18 protein-coding genes and 1 pseudogene are annotated in these 20,954 nt (G+C 42.8%); 10 read left to right on the top strand and 9 right to left on the bottom strand.

Going from position 1 to position 20,954, the window contains the following annotated elements:
• Positions 1–44 precede the first annotated feature (44 nt).
• The 6 genes from JOC94_RS10405 to JOC94_RS23210 form a co-directional block, all read right to left on the bottom strand.
• Positions 45–1,268: a M20 family metallopeptidase gene (locus tag JOC94_RS10405; RefSeq protein WP_205179278.1), complete on the bottom strand. Its 1,224-nt coding sequence runs from the start codon at positions 1,266–1,268 to the stop codon at positions 45–47.
• Positions 1,265–2,731: a sodium/pantothenate symporter gene (panF, locus tag JOC94_RS10400; protein ID WP_205179276.1), complete on the bottom strand. Its 1,467-nt coding sequence runs from the start codon at positions 2,729–2,731 to the stop codon at positions 1,265–1,267. Before panF ends, JOC94_RS10405 begins: the two co-directional genes overlap by 4 nt.
• Positions 2,728–3,015 carry a YhdT family protein gene (locus JOC94_RS10395; RefSeq protein ID WP_077110850.1) on the bottom strand — a complete coding sequence of 96 codons (288 nt, stop codon included), beginning with the start codon at positions 3,013–3,015 and terminating at the stop codon, positions 2,728–2,730. The genes panF and JOC94_RS10395 overlap by 4 nt, the downstream gene beginning before the upstream one ends.
• Before the next feature lie 108 nt (positions 3,016–3,123).
• Positions 3,124–3,450 carry a hypothetical protein gene (locus tag JOC94_RS10390; RefSeq protein ID WP_077110851.1) on the bottom strand — a complete coding sequence of 109 codons (327 nt, stop codon included), beginning with the start codon at positions 3,448–3,450 and terminating at the stop codon, positions 3,124–3,126.
• 152 nt (positions 3,451–3,602) lie between these two features.
• Positions 3,603–5,165, bottom strand: a complete 1,563-nt coding sequence (locus JOC94_RS10385; protein ID WP_077110853.1) for a sodium/proline symporter — start codon at positions 5,163–5,165, stop codon at positions 3,603–3,605.
• 21 nt (positions 5,166–5,186) lie between these two features.
• Positions 5,187–5,312, bottom strand: coding sequence for a hypothetical protein (locus tag JOC94_RS23210; RefSeq protein ID WP_268920976.1), 126 nt, complete (start codon positions 5,310–5,312; stop codon positions 5,187–5,189).
• 198 nt (positions 5,313–5,510) lie between these two features.
• On the opposite strand from JOC94_RS23210, the pseudogene JOC94_RS10380 reads away from it, so the two are divergent.
• The 6 genes and pseudogenes from JOC94_RS10380 (at position 5,511) to JOC94_RS10355 (ending at position 11,840) form a co-directional block, all read left to right on the top strand.
• A pseudogene (locus JOC94_RS10380) lies at positions 5,511–6,774 on the top strand (M20 family metallo-hydrolase).
• Positions 6,771–6,992, top strand: a complete 222-nt coding sequence (locus JOC94_RS10375) for a DUF3311 domain-containing protein (RefSeq protein WP_077110855.1) — start codon at positions 6,771–6,773, stop codon at positions 6,990–6,992. The pseudogene JOC94_RS10380 and the gene JOC94_RS10375 overlap by 4 nt, the downstream one beginning before the upstream one ends.
• Positions 6,992–8,458, top strand: coding sequence for a sodium:solute symporter family protein (locus tag JOC94_RS10370; protein WP_077110856.1), 1,467 nt, complete (start codon positions 6,992–6,994; stop codon positions 8,456–8,458). Before JOC94_RS10375 ends, JOC94_RS10370 begins: the two co-directional genes overlap by 1 nt.
• 25 nt (positions 8,459–8,483) lie before the next feature.
• Positions 8,484–10,103, top strand: coding sequence for an amidohydrolase (locus JOC94_RS10365; RefSeq protein WP_077110870.1), 1,620 nt, complete (start codon positions 8,484–8,486; stop codon positions 10,101–10,103).
• 296 nt (positions 10,104–10,399) lie between these two features.
• On the top strand, positions 10,400–10,642 hold the full coding sequence (locus JOC94_RS10360; RefSeq protein ID WP_205179274.1) for a hypothetical protein: 243 nt from the start codon (positions 10,400–10,402) through the stop codon (positions 10,640–10,642).
• 340 nt (positions 10,643–10,982) lie between these two features.
• Complete coding sequence (locus JOC94_RS10355; RefSeq protein ID WP_077112956.1) at positions 10,983–11,840, top strand: ABC transporter ATP-binding protein; 858 nt, start codon at positions 10,983–10,985, stop codon at positions 11,838–11,840.
• Between the two features lie 188 nt (positions 11,841–12,028).
• Here the strand turns inward: JOC94_RS10355 and JOC94_RS10350 are convergent, their stop codons facing one another.
• Positions 12,029–12,181 carry a hypothetical protein gene (locus JOC94_RS10350; RefSeq protein WP_171973958.1) on the bottom strand — a complete coding sequence of 51 codons (153 nt, stop codon included), beginning with the start codon at positions 12,179–12,181 and terminating at the stop codon, positions 12,029–12,031.
• Positions 12,182–12,466: 285 nt separating this feature from the next.
• On the opposite strand from JOC94_RS10350, the gene JOC94_RS10345 reads away from it, so the two are divergent.
• Positions 12,467–13,156, top strand: a complete 690-nt coding sequence (locus tag JOC94_RS10345) for an ABC-2 transporter permease (protein ID WP_236017056.1) — start codon at positions 12,467–12,469, stop codon at positions 13,154–13,156.
• A 109-nt stretch (positions 13,157–13,265) separates the two neighbouring features.
• Here JOC94_RS10345 and JOC94_RS10340 read toward each other — a convergent pair whose 3' ends face one another.
• Positions 13,266–14,879 carry a PucR family transcriptional regulator gene (locus JOC94_RS10340; protein ID WP_205179272.1) on the bottom strand — a complete coding sequence of 538 codons (1,614 nt, stop codon included), beginning with the start codon at positions 14,877–14,879 and terminating at the stop codon, positions 13,266–13,268.
• 148 nt (positions 14,880–15,027) lie between these two features.
• Between JOC94_RS10340 and JOC94_RS10335 the strand changes: the two genes are divergently transcribed.
• The 3 genes from JOC94_RS10335 (at position 15,028) to ald (ending at position 19,417) form a co-directional block, all read left to right on the top strand.
• Complete coding sequence (locus tag JOC94_RS10335) at positions 15,028–16,497, top strand: CoA-acylating methylmalonate-semialdehyde dehydrogenase (protein ID WP_205179270.1); 1,470 nt, start codon at positions 15,028–15,030, stop codon at positions 16,495–16,497.
• A gap of 302 nt (positions 16,498–16,799) precedes the next feature.
• Positions 16,800–18,155 carry an aspartate aminotransferase family protein gene (locus tag JOC94_RS10330; protein ID WP_205179268.1) on the top strand — a complete coding sequence of 452 codons (1,356 nt, stop codon included), beginning with the start codon at positions 16,800–16,802 and terminating at the stop codon, positions 18,153–18,155.
• A 149-nt stretch (positions 18,156–18,304) separates the two neighbouring features.
• Complete coding sequence (gene ald / locus JOC94_RS10325) at positions 18,305–19,417, top strand: alanine dehydrogenase (RefSeq protein WP_077111176.1); 1,113 nt, start codon at positions 18,305–18,307, stop codon at positions 19,415–19,417.
• Between the two features lie 435 nt (positions 19,418–19,852).
• On the opposite strand, the gene JOC94_RS10320 is transcribed toward ald, so the two are convergent.
• Entirely contained in the window at positions 19,853–20,857 is a 1,005-nt protein-coding gene (locus JOC94_RS10320) for a Xaa-Pro peptidase family protein (protein ID WP_321189668.1), read from the bottom strand.
• Positions 20,858–20,954 lie beyond the last annotated feature (97 nt).

Genomic DNA, 20,954 nt, shown 5'->3' with positions numbered 1-20,954 from the left:
TATTTGCTTCTGCCCCAGTCCCGTTGTTTTCGCCGTATTCCATCCTAGCTTTCTTGTAAAAAGAGTAAAGCTGCCCTGCGATAAATTTCCGTCATGATCACAAGGTCTTCCACTTCGACATATTCATCTATTTGATGGGGAATTTCGCGGTCGCCCGCTCCAATGGTCACAATGGGGATGCCTTCCAAGTGTAAGAATGTTCCATCCGTTGCTCCCGGAACTCCATTGTACGTGGCGGGTTTTTTTAGCACTTCTGTCACAGCTTGGGATACACTTTTGACAAGCGGATCATCGATGGGTGTTTCGGTCCAAGGACGATCTTCGATGACTTCATAGGTTGCTTTAAAATCAGGATCATCTTTTGCCAAATGGTCAAAAATGGCTTGGATCTTATGTTCCAGTTCCTTATGGTTTTGGCCAGGAATTGTTCGGATATCTAAGGTCGTCATGCATTCATCGGGCATTACATTGATTTGTGCCTCCCCGGCAACAGGAGCTTGCAAGATGGTAGGGGTGATGCTCGGATATCCCAACATGGGATGTTTTCCGAGATGCTGTTTCTCTTTTTCCTCAAGCGTATGCAGCTCACAGATGATCCGTGCCATCCGGAGATTTGGATTAATACCGCTTAAAGGCATGGCCCCGTGGGCCATTTTTCCATATGTTCGAATAATCACTCTCATGGCGCCTTTTTGGGTGATGCATACTTCCTTATCCAAAGGCTCACAAATGATGGCCCCATCAACGTCTTTGGCCCAACCTCTCTTAATAAAGTCTTTAATGCCAATCATCATGCCTTCTTCATCACAAGGAATGCACAATATGATTTTGCCGCTCCAATTTTCTTTTTCTTCATGTAGGGAAAGTCCGGCGGTCATCATGCAGGCCAGATTTCCTTTCGTGTCATTTGTGCCTCTGCCATACATTTTTCCATTGACAATCTCCGCTCCAAAAGGGTCGTATGTCCATGAACTGTTCTTACCTTCCGTTACAACATCGGTATGACCTTCGAACAATAACGTTTTGCCAGGCTTTCCAGAATCAATGATTCCTATGACATTTGGTCTCCCCGGCTCTACCTCTTCTATGTGGACTTCCACTCCGTTCTTTTTTAAATAATTGTAAACGAAGCGGGCAACCCTTTCCTCATTCCCGTCTTTTTCTCCGGGACGATAAACACTTGGAATGCGCACAAGTGCTTGTGTTAATAAGATGACTTCCTCCGTTTCACTTTTCAATATGCGGTTGGTCGTTTCTGCTTTTTTCATTTGCCCACACCCCTTTGTAAATGTTCATCGGTTTGATTTGAGGTATATTTGTTTGTCAGGAGACTGACAATGACAAATCCAATCAAAGACATGACTACAGGCAAGGTCACTGAGTGCATTCCAAGGGGTTGGGGATAAAAAGTATCAAATAAAATATAAGAGCTAATGCCAATCACCATGGAAGTCAAAGCGCCATATTTATTCGCTTTCGTCCAATATAAGCCAAGAATGAGCGGCCAAATGAAAGCTGCTTCCAATCCGCCAAATGCGAATAAGTTCAGCCAAATTAACAGGTTGGGGGGATCCAAAGCCATTAAAAATACAATGATCCCGAGAATCGCCGTAACACCAAAGCTTAATTGTTTTACCTTGGCCTTCGTTGCCTTCGGCTCTATATAGTTTAAATAAATATCCTTTACGATCGTTGAGCTGACAAGAATCAAGAGCGAGTCAACGGTCGACATGATTGCGGCCAGCGGGGCTGCCAGTACAATTCCGACGAGCCAGGGAGGCAACACTTCCATTGCCAACAGCGGCATCACTTTGTCCCCGACCTCGATTCCGGGAAGAATGGGTCTGGCAAACACACCGATCAGATGCATATTCAGCATAATAAATCCAACGACGATCGTTCCGACGATGATGGCCCTATGCATGGATTGCGTACTTTTATAGGCCATTGCCCGGACACTTATTTGCGGGAGCGCAACGACTCCCACGCCAACCAAGATCCAAAAAGACGATACATAGGCCGGTGTAAGGGAAGCTTCAGCGCCAAATGGGGTCACCAAGTTTGGATTTTCCCTCGTTAAATCAGCTATAATATTGGAAATTCCGCCGCCGGCAGCAATGGTTGCGATCAAAAGGATGAGCGTCCCAAACAACATGATGACGCCCTGAACCGCGTCGGTTAAAGCCACTGCCCGGAAACCTCCGATGATAACGTAAATAATGACCGAAGCGGCAAAAATGGCCAATGAGGTGAAGTAGCTCATTCCGGTAATCGACTCTATGAGTCTTGCGCCGCCCACCCATTGGGCAGCCATCGCGGAAAACAAAAAGATGATAATGCTGAGAGCAGAAATGATAACAACCCACGGACTTTTATATCTTTCCTTCATATAATCCACCATCGTAATGGCTTTATATTTTCGGGCCATGATAGCAAACTTTTTGCCCAAAATCATGAGGACAAAATATCCAGTAACTACTTGGGTCATCGCCAGCAACACCCAACCAAGCCCTTGGGTATAGGCCACACCGGGACCACCGATAAAACTGCTCGCGCTTCCATATGTAGCAATCATCGTCATGGCTAAGACAAAGCCGCCTAATTCCCGGCCTCCAAGAAAATACTCCTGCAAAAAATTGTTTGAAGATCTGATAGAGCGGCTGGACCATATTCCAATGGCAAATATGATGATCACAAAGCAGGCGAGAGAAACAATAATGGCCCAGTTCACTTTTGATCATCCTCCTCGACATCCAGGCTCACATCAACAAACCAAAATTTCACTACAAGGGTCACCAATACGGCCATGACAATAAAGCCCAGTACACAACTGTAAAAAAACCATGCAGGCAGGCCGAAAACATACTTGTATTCTTTTAATGGCTTACTGCCCAATCCATATGCAAAACCGTACCACCAAATAAAATTAAAAATGGCTAGCGCAACTCCGATTAGCGCTTCACGGTGGGCAATTTTGAAGCGGGGATCGGGCTTGTTTGGAGAATCTGTCCCCATTCATCACTCCTCCTTCTTTTTTGATCATGGAACGGCTTTATAAGCCTGCAAGATCATTTATTCTTTTTAAATTAAAAAAACAAAAGCATTTAGGATGAGAGAGTCACTTTATAAAGGATGATACTTTCCGCTAACCCCGTCAACCATTAATCTAAAATCGTCTTTTCCGATCTGTTTCGCATCCACAATCCAATAGGGGCGGTAAAATAATAATTGCTTTTGCAATGTGACTTTTGGAGTTAGCAGCACCTTTATTTTAGTGGACAGGGTACGAAATATATAGTCTTCGGCGATTTGGACCGCTCGATGTTTCTGAATGGTGCTGGGAAGAAGGCGTTCAGCAGAAACGGTCTTGATCTGAAATGTTGGGGCTTTATCAGCCAGTGCGGCAACGCCTGATATGCCATCAACTGTACTGCCGATTATTCCTTTCAAAGGTGATAATGGATTTTTTCTGGCAAATGAGTGTTCAAAAAATAAGTATGGGTAATATAATAACTCATCAAGGCTGCAAGTTCTTAAAAGACCGGATTGTATCTTCTTTCGAAATCTCTATCTCTTGTGTGTATATTTCTTTTTCCATCGTCTTATTCCTTCATCAGATTTCTTTCTGCGAGAAAATCGGAAACATTTTTTGTTTCCGGGCTTAGATCACGGGCAATGTTTTTCTCAATATTAAGCGGTATTTGTCTATTTCCTTTCGCTTTTTCAAAAGCATCTTGCATGGGCTGCGAAGGTTTTCTCCCAAACTGACTGCCGATCACCATGCCTAAAATAGAGATGACCAATCCAGCCAAAAACGGGTGAATAGCCGTTGCTCCTTCTAACCCCATGGAAGTCCAAATGATGTTAGTTGTTCCCCCGCCGATCATGGCACATAAAGCACCTATATGGTTTGCTTTTTTAGAATATACGGAAGCTACGTATGGAACAAGGAAGCTGTTTCCAAGAGCACCAAAGGCAAATATAACGAGTGTAAAGACGGAGGGAGGTTCATATATAGCAACAACCACCCCGATTATTCCGGCTAATAAAATACATATTCTCGAAACAAGGATCATTCTCGGCTGGCTTGCCTCCCGATGAATAAACCGTTGATATATATCCCGGGAAAGGATCGTCCCGGCTTGCATTAAGATAGAGTCGGAAGTGGACATAATGGCAGCCATTACAGCTGAAAGCAAAATAGCGGCAAAGATCCCTGGGAAGTACGTATACGCAAGTGTGGGGATCACCATTTCAGGGTCTGAAAGGTTTGGCAGCATGACGATTCCAATTAACCCAAGTATATAAGGGGTAAAAATAAACATTTGATTCCATAGAGCCGACCACATGATCGCGCCTTTCACCGTCTTTGTACTTTCCATCGACATATGGCGCACAACGACATGAGGCAATCCCATATATCCGATCGAATAGATGAGTATGGCTCCCAAGACAACTCCCCATTGTCCATAATACGCCAAGTCTTTCCCCCATATGCTGAGATAAGTGGGATCTATGGCAGCCAACTTTTCGTTTAATGCCGATAACCCTCCAATATGCGCGAGAGCCACAACAAATATCGCTACAACGCCAAGCACCATAATAATTCCTTGGATAAAATCAGTCCAGACAACAGCGAGATATCCGCCGGTCACAGTATAAATAATAATAACACTTACCCCAAGAATAAGAGCAATTTCATAGGAAAGTCCCGTTAAAGTTGACAACGCCTTTCCTGAGGCGATAAATTGGGCAAATACGTATGCGAATAAAAAAACGATGGAAATAATGGAAGCCACTATTCTTACCGCCGGGCTTTCGTACCTTTTCTCCAAATATTCTACAGGTGAAAGGGCACCGAGTATTTCGGACATGCGTCTCATGCGCTTTCCCAAAACAGAGAGATTAATAATCGAACCGCCGGCATCCCCTATCGCATACCATAAGGCGTACCAGCCTTGTTGAAAAGCCAGCGCGGGGCCGCCCATAAACATATATCCGCTCATAGCAGTGCTTTGCATTGTTAAAGCTGTTACAGCAGGTCCCAATTTTCTACCGCCCAAAAGATATTCATCCACTGATTGCGCGGCTCTACGGGAAAAATACAAACCAACTCCCAGTAATCCTAACAAATAGATCATAAAAACGATCAAATCCGGTTTCATTTTTTCGCCCCCGACTCATCATTATTCACTCTTGTCTTCTGCTTCATCTTCTTTTTTTAATTTGTTATACATAAAGAAAGCCAAGCTCAACCAAATAAGCGGCCATGGCAGCAGCAACCAAAAAGTTTCAGGCGGTAAATGAAACATCCATTCTCCTCCTTGGGTGAATTTTGCGAGCGATTTCATTTTGGTTTTATACATGTATACGGATGATGATTACTGATCATTCAAAATTTCAAACGATCGGAAGTAAAAACATCACATAATATTTTATAAATTGAGATAATTTGAAAGTATAGTGAATTGTTTATAACATATCAAAAATAGCTTTAAGGAGGGGACGGGATGTGGTTTTTTACCATTAATGGCGAACGATTATACAGTCGTATAATGGAACTTGCAAAAATCGGACAAATAGGGAAAACGGGAGTACGAAGGCTGGCACATTCTCCGGAAGATAAGGAAGCAGTGCTACTTGTGAAGAGGTGGATGGAAGAAATCGGACTCAAAACGAGAATCGACCATTTTGGAAATCTGATTGGACGTCTTGGTGGCGCACATTCTGATTTGCCCGTTTTGATGGTCGGTTCCCATATCGATACACAACCATATGCCGGCAGGTTTGATGGGACTGTGGGTGTTTTAGGCGCCCTTGAAGCGCTTCAAACCATGATCGAAAATAATGTTGTTCCGGTCATGTCAATGGAAGTGGGCGCTTTTTCCGATGAAGAGGGAAACCGTTTTCATAAAGGATTGTTTGGGTCGAGTGGTATTCTTGGCCTTTTGGAAGATGGAGAGCTTGACAGGCAGGATAAGGAAGGAATGACGAGAAGAGATGCGCTAATCGAATTCGGATGCGATCCTGGAAAATTTCCTGAATGTGAATATCGGCATGATCAAATCCATGCTTTCCTTGAACTTCACATTGAACAGGGGCCCGTGCTTGAATCGAAAGGAGAGCCGATCGGAATCGTATCGGGCATTTCCGGTCCGCTTTGGTTGACGGTGGAATTGAACGGATTTGCAGGCGATTCCGGCTCCGTCTCGATGGGAATACGCCAGGATGCTCTTGCCGGGGCTGCCAAAATTATTACAGCTTTGAACGATTTGGCAAGTGAAGATCCTGAGACTTCGACGGTCGGTACAGTTGGCAGCTTACGTTTTTTTCCGAATTCTCGAAATATTATTCCTGAAAAAGTGTCCTTTACGATCGACTTGCGGGACATTGATGAAGAGCGGAGAAATGCCATAGAAACAAGATTAGTAGAAGTCATCAAGGAATCGGTGAAAAAACATCAGTTAACATATGACATTAGCGAAGATATCCGAAGTGAGCCGCGGTATTGTGTTGATTGGATCAAACAGATCATGCGGGAAGAAAGCGAGGACATGGGGTTAAACCCACCAGAGCTCATGAGCGGGGCGTTCCACGATGCCCTTGCCATGTCTACAGTGTGTGACTATGGAATGATCTTTGTCCGTTCCAAAGACGAGGTCAGTCACAATCCGAAAGAATACTCTTTTCCCCGAAGATATTTCCCTTGGGGCCGAGTTATTGTTTAAGACAATGCTGCAAATAGCGGAAAAAAAGGCAGGCGAAAATACATGAGTACAAAAAAGTTCAACCTCATTTTTTCCATTGCTTGCGTTATCCCGTTCCTATTTTTGATCTTTCCATTGTATGAAATCGGGAACAAGGCAACACCAATCATTTTAGGAATGCCATTTTCCTTCTTTTGGGTTTTGTTATGGGTTGCCGTCACTTTTATCGCGGTTGCTTTTTTATATGATGTCGATCCAAATAAAGACGAAGAGGAGGAAATGTAATGCCCCATTGGCAAATTGCGTTATTTATTATGACCGGCTATCTTGTGACAGCTCTTATTATCGGGATTCTTGCGGGGAAGGGAAGAGATCATGGATCTTTGGATGAGTTTGCGGTCGCTGGCGGCAAACTTGGCCTGATTGTCATGTGGTTTTTGATGGGTGGGGCCATTTTTAGCGCATTTGCTTTTTTAGGTTTGCCCGGGTGGGCATATGAGAGGGGAGCACCAGCATATTATATCGTTATTTATTCAGCCTTTGCCATTTTACCGTGGTATATTGTCGGTCCAAAGGTTCGAAAAATCGGCCAGAAATATACAATTTATACCGTTTCGGAATTTTTAAAAATACGATTTCAAAGCAAGGCGCTGGCGGTGATTGTCGGACTGATTACATTTCTGGCCTGCATTCAATATTTGGCGACACAGTTAACGGGAATGGCCCATATTTTCAACATGATGACAGAAGGAAGGATGCCTTTTTGGCTGGGGGCTCTTGTATCATATGGCATCGTGGTTATTTATGTAGCAACAGGTGGATTGCGGGCGGCGGCATGGTCGGACGTCTTTCAAGGCTTTCTCATGATTGTCATTTCCTGGGTTGTTGGCTTGGCAATCGTCTTTCAACTTCATGGAAGCGTAGGCGAAATGTTTAACGGCATTATTCAGGAGCAACCAGCCTTTTTGCAGATTGGAAAAGAAGGATCCCATATGGGGGCCATTCCCTTCACAACGACCATTCTCGTATCAGTGATCGGGTTTCTGATGTGGCCGCATTTATTTTCGAAATCTTATGCTTCCACCCCGAACACGATTAAAAAGACTGTGTTGGTTTATCCACTATTTGCATTATTTTTGGTGCCACTTATACTCGTCGGCTTTGCGGCAAAAGGGGTCGTGGATCAGCAGAATCTTGAAAGTGCCGATCAAATATTTCCGTTTTTGATTACGACTGTTATGAATCTTCCTGGGTGGATATATGGCCTCGTTGGAGCGGGAGCGCTTGCGGCAGCGATGTCTTCGGCTGATGCCATTACCCATAGTGCGTCACTGGAAACAACGGATGGCATTGTTCGCAACATATGGACCAATCTATCCGATAGAACCGTTTTACTGATCATGCGGATTGGCGTATTTGTAATTGGTGCTCTTGCTTATCTCATTACCATTTTTGGCGGACAGGGGTTAGTCGCCCTTCTGATTGGCGCCTATGGGGCGATTGTCCAGTTTGCTCCCGCGATATATAGCGCGCTTTATTGGAAAAGGGCTACTGTATCCGGGGTAATCGCCGGGTTAATAGTGGGGACGGTCTTCAATTTTTACTTCCAGCTTGTGGCAACTTCAACGCCTTTTGAGATTCATGCAGGTATATTGGGACTAATGGCGAATATTGTGATCACAATCGTTATCAGCTATATGACAAAGCCTCAAAATCATAAGGAAGTGGATGATTATATCAATGCTGCTTAAAAAGATGTTACAAAGAATGGATGAAATGAAGGCGGATATCGTTTTTAAGAATGGCGAGGTGGTGACTGTCAATGCCGACAATGATGTAAGTGAGGCAGTTGCTGTAAAAGGAAACAAAATTGTGGCCGTTGGTACGAACGACGAGATAACGTCTTTTATAGGCCATCATACAACTGTCATTGATTTGGAAGGAAAATCGCTTCTGCCCGGATTCATAGACGCTCATCTGCATTTAACGGTTTACGGTTTAAACTTATTGGGGGTAAATTGTACGGCTCCCCATGTTCAATCTTTGCAAGATATTTTTACAGATATAAAGAAAAAGGCGAACGAAACAACAAGAGGGGAATGGGTGAGAGTTTGGGGATTTAATGAACAGAACATCACCGAGAAACGATTTCCGACAAGGGGAGAGTTGGATGCCATTTCGCTTGATCATCCCATCGTGATTACCCGATTTTGTAATCATTTCTCCATCGTCAATAGCAAAGCGTTGGAGTTGGCCGGAATCAATGAAGCAACGCCCGATCCCGAAGGCGGGATGAGGGAACGGGATTCAGATGGACGATTGACCGGAAAATTGATTGAAAATGCTCATATGGAACTTTTCCATACAGCATCTTTTACCGATCACGAGTTGGAAAGCGCACATAAGCTGGCTTCGGATACGTTCGTCAAAGCCGGAATCACAAGTGTACATGATGCCGGAGGATATGGATGTAGCCCGGACATTATAAGGATGATGCAAAAAGGAGTCAGATCCGGCGATATTAAAGTAAGAGTGTATGCCATGATCGGTTCCTTGACCAATTCTGAAGAATTTATTCAAACGATGCTCCGCGCAGGGGTTGTGACGGGACTCGGGGATGAGAAATTTAAAATCGGTCCTGCTAAATTGTTTACTGATGGAAGCAGCACCGGTCCGACCATTGCTACCCGCAAACCTTACACGAGTGATCCAAATGATTACGGGATTCAATATATTGAACAGGAGAAACTGAACCGGATATTGGGGGAAGCCCATGAAAAAGGGTTTCAAATTACGGCCCACGCCCAAGGAGACAAGGCGATTGAAATGGTGATTGATTGTATTGAGCAGGCCCTTGAGCGGTGCCCGCGCGCTGACCACCGCCATCGGATTGAGCATGCGGGGATTGCTGCACCAAACCTGCAAGAACGGATGAAACAGCTGAACATTATTCCGATCCCCAACCCCGTTTTTATATATATGAATGGAGAATCGTATATGCATCATTATGGAGAGCGAGTACATGTCATGTATCCGGCAAAAGATTATGTGGATAAATCTATTCCGGCAGCCTTTGCGTCTGATGCGCCGGTCGCCGATTGTAATCCGTTCCTTGGAATACATGCTGCGGTAAATCGGATGACCCAATCAGGACAGGCGGCTGGTCCGGGCCAGGCTGTCGATGTGATGGAAGCTGTCAGGGCATATACGTATAATGGAGCATATGCAAGCTTTGAGGAACATCTCAAAGGTAGTATTGAAGAGGGAAAACTGGCTGATCTTGTTGTATTGGATCGCAGCCTTCTGCAAACAAATAAGGAAGACATGAAACACATTTCCGTGGAAATGACGATGCTTGACGGTGAAATTTTGTATCAAAAGAATGCAATATACTAACATTGGCAGCACAGACCAAGATCATGTTTTAGGGGCTGGCACACAACTAAATCAGCTGATGAAAAAACGAACAATAAAGTGAAACTTCATTCAGTAGCCGTTTTCTTGCATCTCCTACTGAATGTTAGTTGAACCAATCGGGCATTTAGGTGCCGTTATCTTCCACTTAGCCCTTTTGTATTCACTCATGTTTTGAAGTAGGAGCGTCTTACGGCACCTTACATCAGACTGTCTAACAAATAAAACCAAAAAAAGGTATAATATAGGTAACTTATAAGCAGAGGAGATTCTTTAGAATGGGCAATGTTCACGGTTTTTCAGGAAATCAAATAAGTTTTCAATTACTGTGTTTAGATGAAATGATTGATAAGGAAAACCCTGTTCGAGCAATTGATGCTTTCGTAGAATCACTCTGCTTGGTCGATATGGGAATTAAAGAATATAAAAAACATAATCCTGGACAACAACCTTATGAGAGAAAAGATTTATTAAAGTTGTTCATCTATGGATACTTTAACAAGATCAGATCTTCTCGTTGAGTATGAATATAATATATCAGGATTCTGGATCAATTTAGAACAAATTGCTGATTATCTCGTGTATATTCAAAACGGCAAAATTATCTTTGATGATAGTAAGGAGGTGCTTAAAGAGCGTTACTATTGTTAAAGGTGCCACAGATTTATTAAATAAAGACCTGCGTAAATACTTTATCCAAACTCGAGAAACATTAACGGGTTTTGAAGGTCTTGTTGATCAACCAGGGATGGTAAGAAAGTTAATGGGCAGCCAGCATCATTGGAAGATATAATGTTTTATACAGCGAGAAGCTAAATAGACGTTATCTCTTAAATCAAGTAATCATGAGGAGGATTTATATTGGCCGTTATCTTAGAAGTAAGTAATTTAAGGAAAAGCTATGCCGATTCTGATTTTGCTTTAGATGATGTTTCTTTTTCAATTAATTATGGTGATATCGTCGGATTTATTGGAGAAAACGGAGCTGGTAAATCAACAACAATGAGTTCAATACTAGGAACTTTATATAAAGACAGTGGGACTATTCATATTTTCGGTGAAGAAATAGACCCAAAAGATCCAGACCTAAAGAATGATATCGGTGTTGTATTTGATGACATGAAGTTACCTGGAGACTTAACCATCCTAAACTTAAAAAAAGTTTTTAGAGGTATTTATAAAAACTGGAATGATGATCAATTTGATTATTACGTAAAAATGTTCTCTTTACCTCTAAAAAAGAAGGTTAAGGACTTTTCAAGAGGGATGTCAATGAAGCTATCAGTTGCGATTGCTTTGTCTCACAACGCAAAGTTATTAATCTTGGATGAGGCTACGGCAGGACTAGATCCAACGGGAAGAGATGAATTGCTAGATGTATTACAGGATTTTGTTCAAGATCAAGATCGAGGGATTCTCCTTTCCTCTCACATAACAAGTGATATCGAAAAAATCGCAAATAATCTCATTTTTATAAAGGGCGGAAAAATACTATTAAAGATTCAAAAAGATGAACTTTTAAAAAACTATGCAATTCTTACGTGCAACGAGCATGAATTTAAAGAAATTAATCAGGACTTGGTAGTAGCTTATAAACAAAACGGAGATGATACAGATGTTCTGGTTTCTGATCGTGAAAAAGTAAGACATCTAATAAAGAAAGAATCTTTCTCTATAGATGAAATCACTCTACTTTTAATGCGAGGTGAGAAAGTTTGAAATTCATTAGTTGTAGGAGTTAGCCTTGGAGTTCTTGAAAAAGACAATACGAAATAAAAAAAATTGCAAAAAAATACGCTATCTTAAAACCGTGACCTTTTGCAAATTGTATGGCCTCTTATATAAAAAGCTCCTTATCTGGAGAAATATAGCTAGTCACATGATATAAATCCGCATTATAAGGCTCTTTATTGAAAAGGACATGATAAATTGCCACTAACAAACGGTGGGCAATCGCAATATTGAGTAAACCCTTGATCATCCGTAATTGCGATGACAGCAACAACAAAGGTCTTGTGAACGTCAATTCCGCAGCAATTCGGATAAACGATTTTTAGCATGCTAGCTACCTCCTATCCATTTGATTGAAGAAGAACTATATATTGACTGCAAGGCTCTCTATAAACGAGACGCTTATGCAAAGATACGTTTACGTTCTCTATGTCATAGTTAGTTGTTCTTGAAAAGCCAAGCTACACATATAAAAATGCGAGGTCGTGTAGTGAAACCATGCACTTATTCACCTCCCCGTGATTTGTAGTGTATATAGGCTCCTTCAAAAATAGGTTACTACTTTAAAACGAAAGATAAAAGGCATAACCTTCATTTTCATGCGGTGTTGTGCCTTGAGCGAAGCGAAAGGAATGATTATAAAAATGAGAGGACTATTTTTGAATCAATATTTTACAGTTGAAAAGAGTCTTAGAAATTACGTGTTTATAAGTGTTGTTATAGTCTGCCTTCTCATAATAAGTAATAATGAGATGATGTTGTCTTTCGCCACATGGTTGCCTATCTTATTTATGATCACTCCAGCTTTTGAAGCTTTAAAACACGAATCCTCATCTGGTTGGAATAAATTTGTGTTAGCATTACCAATCAAAAGAAGTCAAGTTGTACAAAGTCATTATATTTTCTATTCACTAATCATGCTTTCAGGGATTATTTTGACTTTTGTATTATTTGTTTTAACAGATCTAATAATGGGACAAAATCAAACAACAACAGCCGTTTATTCAATAATGAATGGGGTTGGATTAGCACTGATTATAGGTTTTGTTACTTATCCTTTAACCTATCATTACGGTACAGAGAAATCTGATATGATTCTGATGATGGGTGTACTTGCAGCTATAGGATTATTTTTCTTGAGTGAATGGATATATAAAGGGATTTTAGAAAATTTTGGTGCGCCACTTAGTCCAAACACAAACCACGATCTACTTTTTTCTTCAAGCTTTTTATTGATTAACTTGTTTCTTTTCATCATTTCATACTTTGTGACGCTTCAAATTTACAAACGCAAGGAGTTCTAAGCATAATCGAGTAAATAACTTTTCGCCCCTCTCACACCACCTTACATGCCGGATAAAGTGAAACTTCATTATAAGGCGACTGTCAAAGAGAAGGCAGTCCCAGCCCACATTAATTGACAGCCTTTATCAAGTCGTACGCTTTCAGAGCTGTTTCGATTGCAATTCTTTTATCCGGATTCATGAAGTCTGCGCCCAACAACTGCTCGATTTTTGCAAGCCGATGATAGAGGGTTTGTCTGACGATAAACAGTTTTTCGGCAGCTTCCTTTTTTGCCCCGCCACACTCCAGATATACTTTTAAGGTTTGGAAAAGTCCGCTTTCTGTTGTTCGGTCGTATTCCAGTATGGGACCTAGATAATCCAATACATATGCTTCCAGTTCGCCGGTATTTTTTAAAGGAAGAAATAGCCTGTAAACGCCCATTTCATCATATAAATGGATGTTTGCCTGAATGCCGATCACTTCTTTTGCTTCTTTGTAGCTTTTTGTTAATTGCTTAATACGGGTATATTCCCGGCCAATTCCGATGGTGAATGTTTTTCCGAACAAACCTTTTTTCTCATTATTTTCGTCGATATAGTGGATAATTCTTTTTAAATGTTCCACTGCCTTTTCTTTTTCTTCAACTGTAATCGCTGCAATCACGGCAATTTCATCTCTTGTAGCTGATACAGAGGGGAGAAATCCATGTCTTTTAAAAAGGGTGCGTATAAGCATTGCCCTTTGCAAGTTAATGTCTTCCCATTCTTCTTCGCTGATTTCTTGATCGTGTGGCTGAAATTGAAGGACAAATACCCGGTAGCACATGTCCATATGGATGAAGGGCAGATGGGTGTGCATTTCGTTTATATCAAACTCGCGTCCTTGTAAAATATTTCGTACGAACTTATCTTCTGAATGCTGCTTTCTTTCCTCAATCGTTCGATTTCTTAACATGATTTGCGCAATTGAAAGGGCAGCCCGGTCAAGAATGAGATAATGAAATTCTTCCGGTGCGGAACTTGCGGTATGGAGGAAAAGGCATCCCCATGTGTGTCCAAGGCCTTTGACCGGCATGACGACGAAGCGCTCATGTTCAATGTTGATGATCTGTTGTTGCCGAATGTCATTTCTCTCCATTTCGACATATTGTACTGCTATGTCAAGAAGTTCCTTTTGGTCTGCGGGAAAGTAAAAGTTCCTGCCTTCAGCCGGTAAAAACATAACCGTGTGATGGAAATATTGATAGAGCTCTTGCAAAATTTTCTGGATTCCATTGGATGACATTGACAGCTCAATAAACTTTCGGGAAGACGTATCGAGGTATTTTAAAAGGTCATGATGTCTGTTGATGATTAAACTGTGAAGGTCTTGCGTAATGTCTACAAATTTTACAGTCTCTTCAAACAAGATAATGGGAAAGTGATGTTTGTTGGCCAGTTGCAATATATCTTCGTGAATTTCCTGAAAGTAGGGTCCTTTTTCAATACAAATACCGGCAGCATTTGATTGAATCAATTTCCGTACAAATGTAAGCTGGGTAAGAAAATCTGTTTGAAGACCGACGCCTGTTGTCAGAATCAATTCGCCGCCGTGAATGAGCGACTCGAAATCGACAACTTCCAATACATGGACCCAGCGAATAATCCGATTCAGTCCCTCTGAACCAGCTAAAACTTTTGCATGGTGAAAATGTTCCCTTGAAAGAATGTCTCCCACTTTTAACGTAAATTCGTTCATCATATCGTTGGCCTCCAATATGTAAAATGAATCGCGCGATGATTTTACACTTTGTATAATGTATTGCCTAAGATTTATTTGTAAAATTGATTATGAAGGGAATATAAATTTGAGTCAACCATTAATATGGTAAAGATAAGGAGGAGAAAAATTGAGTACAGTTGCAGAAAATACGAAAACGCTTGCAAATTTCATAAATGGACAATGGGTAAAATCTAAGACTGAAAAGTATGAAGATGTACCGAACCCCGCCACCGGGGAACTGCTTGCCAAAGTTCCGATCTCAACAAAAGAGGATTTGGATGAGGCGGTCAAGGCTGCTAAAGAAGCCTATAAAACTTGGAAACAAACACCTGTTCCCCAGCGCGCCAGAGTTTTATTCAAATACCACCAGCTGCTTGTCGATGAGTGGGACGAGTTGGCGCGGCTCATTACGGTTGAGAATGGAAAAAATTTCAACGAGGCGTATGGTGAGGTTCAAAGAGGGATAGAGTGTGTCGAGTTTGCGGCCGGAGCACCTTCCTTGATGATGGGGATGCAGCTTCCTGACATCGCTACAAATATCGAATCGGGAATGTACCGCTATCCTTTGGGCGTCATTGGCGGTATTACGCCGTTCAACTTTCCGATGATGGTTCCTTGCTGGATGTTCCCGCTCGCGATTGCGTGCGGCAACACGTTTGTGCTAAAACCGTCAGAAAGAACGCCGCTTCTTGCCAATCGTTTGGCGGAATTGCTTCAGGAAGCAGGGATTCCAAAAGGGGTATTCAACATTGTTCACGGCGCCCACGATGTCGTAAACGGGATGTTAAGCCATCCTGATGTTCCGGCTGTCTCTTTTGTAGGTTCACAACCGGTTGCTGAATATGTGTATAAAACGGGAACCGCCCACGGAAAGAGGGTTCAGGCGCTTGCCGGAGCGAAAAACCATACGATCGTCCTTCCGGATGCCGATTTGGAATCCGCCGCAACAAACATTTTTAATGCTGCCTTCGGATCAGCGGGTGAACGTTGCATGGCCTGCTCCGTCGTAGTAGCTGTTGAAGAAATCGCAGATGAATTGGTTCAAAAGCTTGTGGAAAAAGCCGACAGTATCAAAATGGGAGACGGGCTTCAAGAAGACGTGTTCCTCGGTCCGGTCATCCGCGATTCCCATAAAGAGAAAACACTCGGCTACATCAAATCCGGGATCGAAGAAGGGGCCAAGCTTGTGCGTGATGGCCGGAAAGATGAATCTTTAGCAAAAGGCGGCTACTTCGTAGGACCAACCATTTTTGAAAATGTGACACAAGACATGAAAATTTGGAAGGAAGAAATTTTTGCTCCGGTCTTATCAGTTGTACGTGTGAAGAATTTGGATGAAGCGATTGAGTTTGCAAACAAGTCCGAATTCGCAAATGGAGCTTGCTTGTTTACGGACAGCGCGAAAGCGATTCGCAAATTCAGAGAAGAAATCGACTCGGGGATGCTTGGTATTAACTTGGGCGTGCCTGCCCCGATGGCATTTTTCCCATTCTCGGGCTACAAAAAATCTTTCTATGGTGACTTGCATGCCAACGGCCGTGATGGCATCGAATTTTACACGCGCAAGAAAATGGTGACACAGAGACACGCCTATTGATCTTGGAAAATGGGATGCGGCGCCTAGTCTGGGAAATTGCCGGATGAAAATGTGTAGGTGGACCAATTTACCAAGGTCAGAGCTTTGGATCAGTCTGCCACATGGAGGAAGGGAGAACTCCTCTGAAATGAAGCCAAAGCTCACGCATCACGCTTTCTATCAGGCGTTGCATTTTTTCTAGTCCTGGTGTTCGCATCTTGTTTGTTATCGGACGGTAGAAAAATAGAATACGAAAATAATCGTTCGGCCATCCCGCAATTTATGCGGGATGCTTCTGGCCTTGAACAAGAAAGGGGTTTCATATGTCAACAACCCAAACAGATCCATTGATTGAAAAAGATCGCAAACATGTTTGGCATCATATTTCTCCTTATAAGGAAACAAGTCCCCCGACAATTTTTACTGAAGCAAAAGGGGCTTGGATGATTGATCATAAGGGGAACAAAGTGTTGGACGGCATGTCGGGGTTGTGGTGTGTCAATGTCGGATACGGAAGAGAAGAGCTTGCCAAAGCGGCCTATGACCAAATGATTAAAATGACGTATACACCGATGACGCAAAGTCACCAGCCGGCAATTGACCTTGCTGAAAAATTAAATGAATACCTGGATGACGATTATATGATTTTTTACTCGAATAGCGGTTCGGACGCAAACGAGGTTGCTTTTAAGATTGCAAGACAATACCATCAACAAAATGGGGAGCCTTCCCGTTACAAATTTATTTCCCGGTATCGCGCCTATCACGGAAGTTCAATGGGAGCGCTGTCTGCAACAGGGCAGGCTTTGAGAAAGTATAAGTATGAACCGCTCGTGCCCGGCTTTTTGCATGTGGCGCCGCCGGACAGTTATAGAAGGCCGGCAGGAATGTCAGTGGAAGAATTCAATATTCAAAAAGCCCGGGAATTTGAGAAGAAAATCATTTGGGAACAAAAGGAAACGATTGCCGGCATTATTATGGAACCGCTCATCACCGGCGGCGGAGTCATTATCCCACATCCGGTTTATATGGAAAGAGTCCAGGAAATTTGCAGGAAATATGGGGTTCTTCTCATCATTGACGAGGTGATTTGCGGCTTTGGAAGAACAGGTAAAATGTTTGGCCATATGCATTTCAATATAAAGCCCGATATGATTTCCATGGCAAAAGGTCTGACAAGTGCCTATTTGCCTCTTTCAGTCACAGCGGTCAGAAAGGACATTTACGAAATATTCAAGAAAAGTGAAGAAAACAGCCATTTCCGCCATGTCAATACATTTGGCGGAAATCCCGCGGCTTGTGCATTGGCGTTGAAAAATTTGGAGATTATGGAAAGAGAAAATCTCGTAGCCCGTTCTTCAGAATTGGGAGAGCGCTTAAAAAACGAGCTGGCTGTATTGAAGGATCACCCTTATGTCGGTGACATTCGGGGTATGGGGTTTCTGATGGGGATAGAAATGGTGGAGGATAAAGAAACGAAGGAACCAGCAAAAAATGAGCGGGTTGCGAAAATCATGTCCGAATGCAGAGATAAAGGACTCATTATTGGTAAAAACGGAGACACGGTAGCGGACTATAACAATATTTTAACATTATCTCCACCACTTTCCTGTACAGATGAAGATGTCGATTTCATTATTTCAACCCTAAAAGAAGTTTTTCATCAAAATAAAAATTGACCATTAAGCGCAAATGGAGCGGGGATGTTTCAAAGCATCCCCGTTTGTTCACGAAAAAAATAAAAATGTTTTTCGGGAAAGCTTTCGTTTATAGAATGAAAGTGATATATTCAAATTGTGGCTAGTAAGAACAGTTAGGAGGAAATATGATGATTATTGGTGTGCCAAAGGAAATTAAAAGTAATGAGAATCGCGTAGCCATGACACCTGCCGGTGCTTATACATTAACCCAAGCAGGACATGAAGTACATATCGAAACAGGGGCGGGGCTTGGATCAAGCTTCACTGACGAAGAATATGTACAAGCTGGTGCAAAAATCGTAAATAGCGCCAAAGAAGCATGGGATGCGGAAATGGTCATGAAAGTGAAGGAGCCTCTTGAGGAAGAGTTCGGTTACTTCCGCGAAGGATTGATCCTTTTCACATACTTGCATCTTGCTGCAGAACCTGCATTGACGAAGGCGCTTATAGAAAGCAAAGTGGTTGCCATTGCGTACGAAACTGTACAGCTTCCAAACCGCTCACTTCCGTTGCTATCTCCAATGAGTGAGGTTGCAGGAAGGATGGCTACTCAAATCGGTGCGCAATTCCTATCCAAAACTTATGGAGGAAAAGGAAAGCTTTTAGCAGGTGTACCGGGTGTTGAACGTGGGAAAGTCACGGTCATTGGCGGCGGCCAGGCTGGTACGAACGCTGCAAAAATGGCAGTAGGCCTTGGAGCCGACGTAACGATCATCGACTTAAGCGTAGACCGTTTACGCCAGCTTGATGATATTTTTGGAAACGACGTTAAAACATTAATGTCCAATCCATTCAACATTGCCAATGCCGTGAAAGATTCTGACTTGGTGATTGGCGCAGTTCTTATTCCTGGAGCAAAAGCCCCTAAACTGGTTTCCGAAGAAATGGTGAAATCCATGTCTCCGGGCTCTGTTCTTGTGGACATTGCCATTGACCAAGGCGGTATTTTCGCGACAAGCGACAGAGTAACAACTCATGACAACCCAACATATGAAAAACACGGTGTTGTTCACTATGCTGTTGCCAACATGCCTGGTGCTGTTCCGCAAACATCCACGATGGCTTTGACGAACGTAACAGTGCCATATGCACTGCAAATCGCCAACAAAGGCTACAAACAAGCTTGCTTAGATAACGAACCTCTATCAAAAGGAATCAACGTCCTAGACGGAAAAGTGACATTCAAAGCTGTCGCAGATGACCTTGGATACGAGTTTGTTGACGCAAAAGAATTGCTATAATACTAATAACAATCGCCCGGGTTCTTCCGGGCGTTTTTTTTAGAAGACTCGCTTTCTTGTTTCACCATGAGGCGAGCGAAAGCAACCTCGTGCCACTACTGCGGACTAAATAGGGCGGTAACGGCGAAAATCCCGGTGGATCAACAGGAGTACCCGCGCAAGGGAGCAGCTTACCCGCGTATGGGGGCAACTTACCCGCGCATAGAGACGCATAGAGAAAAATACCCGCGTATAGGAGCAACTTACCCGCGTATAGGGGAAAATACCCGCATATGGAGCAGGTTACCCGCGTATGAGAGCAACTTACCCGCGTATAGAGGGAAATACCCGCGAAAATCAAAAAATCGCGCACAATGTAAATCCCCGCTTGTCATCTGAAACTCTACTCTACGAAATCCGGACTTAGTCTGCCACAGCGGTTGCTCTGCCTTTCAATTATTCTACTATTTGCAACGTTTTGGGATATGTTGTCATGACCCGGACGCCGTTTTCTGTCACGAGCACGTCATCCTCAATCCGGACTCCGGTAAAGCCGGGTATATAAATTCCCGGTTCGATTGTAAAAACCATCCCTGTTTTTAAAGGCATATCATTTCGTTCATGTACCGACGGATATTCATGGACGCCGATGCCAAGGCCGTGTCCCAGCCGGTGGGTGAAATAATGGCCGTATCCCGCCTCAGAAATAATATTGCGGGCTGCAATGTCCAGTTCTTTTGCCGGTACTCCCGGTTTTGTAAGTTGCACGGCTGTTTCCTGTGCTTTCAGAACCGTTTCGTATATTTTTTTCTGTTCATCGCTTACTTCGCCAAAGGCAATGGTTCTTGTAATATCTGAACAATATCCATTAAAAGAGACGCCCAGATCAAATAGAACAAAATCTCCTTTTCGTATTTTCGTATCTCCCGGTACGCCATGTGGAGAAGCGGTGTTTGCCCCGGCAAGAACGAGTGGAGAAAAGGCCATCCCGGCTCCTTTTTTCGTTATTTCATATTCGATTGTTGCGATGAGGTCAACCTCTGTTCTTCCTTCGGCTATTTCATTCACGCCAACTTTTACTGCAAAATCAACGAGTTCGCATGCCTGTTCCAATAGCTCAATTTCTTTACTGTCTTTGATGAGGCGCAACTCATTAAGAAAAGGTTCGGCAGGGAGAAATGAAGCATCCTGATACAATTTCCGAAGCTGTTCAAACTTTGTAATATTCAAATGGTCTTTTTCGATCGCCCATAAGCGGATCTTGTTCAGACGGGCACTCATGCGTTTTTGAATCAAGTCCCAAGGTTTGTCCGTGTCGCTGTATCCGATAATTTCTTCATTCCATCCGGCCCGTCTCGCCTCTTCCGCCTCCATTCCCGGACAGACAAGGATAGGCTCTTTCTCTTGAAAAACGATGAGGGCAAGGAGTCGTTCATGAGGTTCACATCTAAAGCCTGTAATATAAAGGCTCTATACTAAATGTTGGGGTTTCCACATAATTTGCACATAAAAATATACACGCAAACATCCAATTCTTTTATACTTGAATTGCCTAGAA

The organism is Siminovitchia thermophila (assembly GCF_016909185.1).
In the GTDB taxonomy this organism is placed as follows: domain Bacteria; phylum Bacillota; class Bacilli; order Bacillales; family Bacillaceae_C; genus Siminovitchia; species Siminovitchia thermophila.
This window is presented reverse-complemented; position numbering and strand designations above follow the sequence as displayed.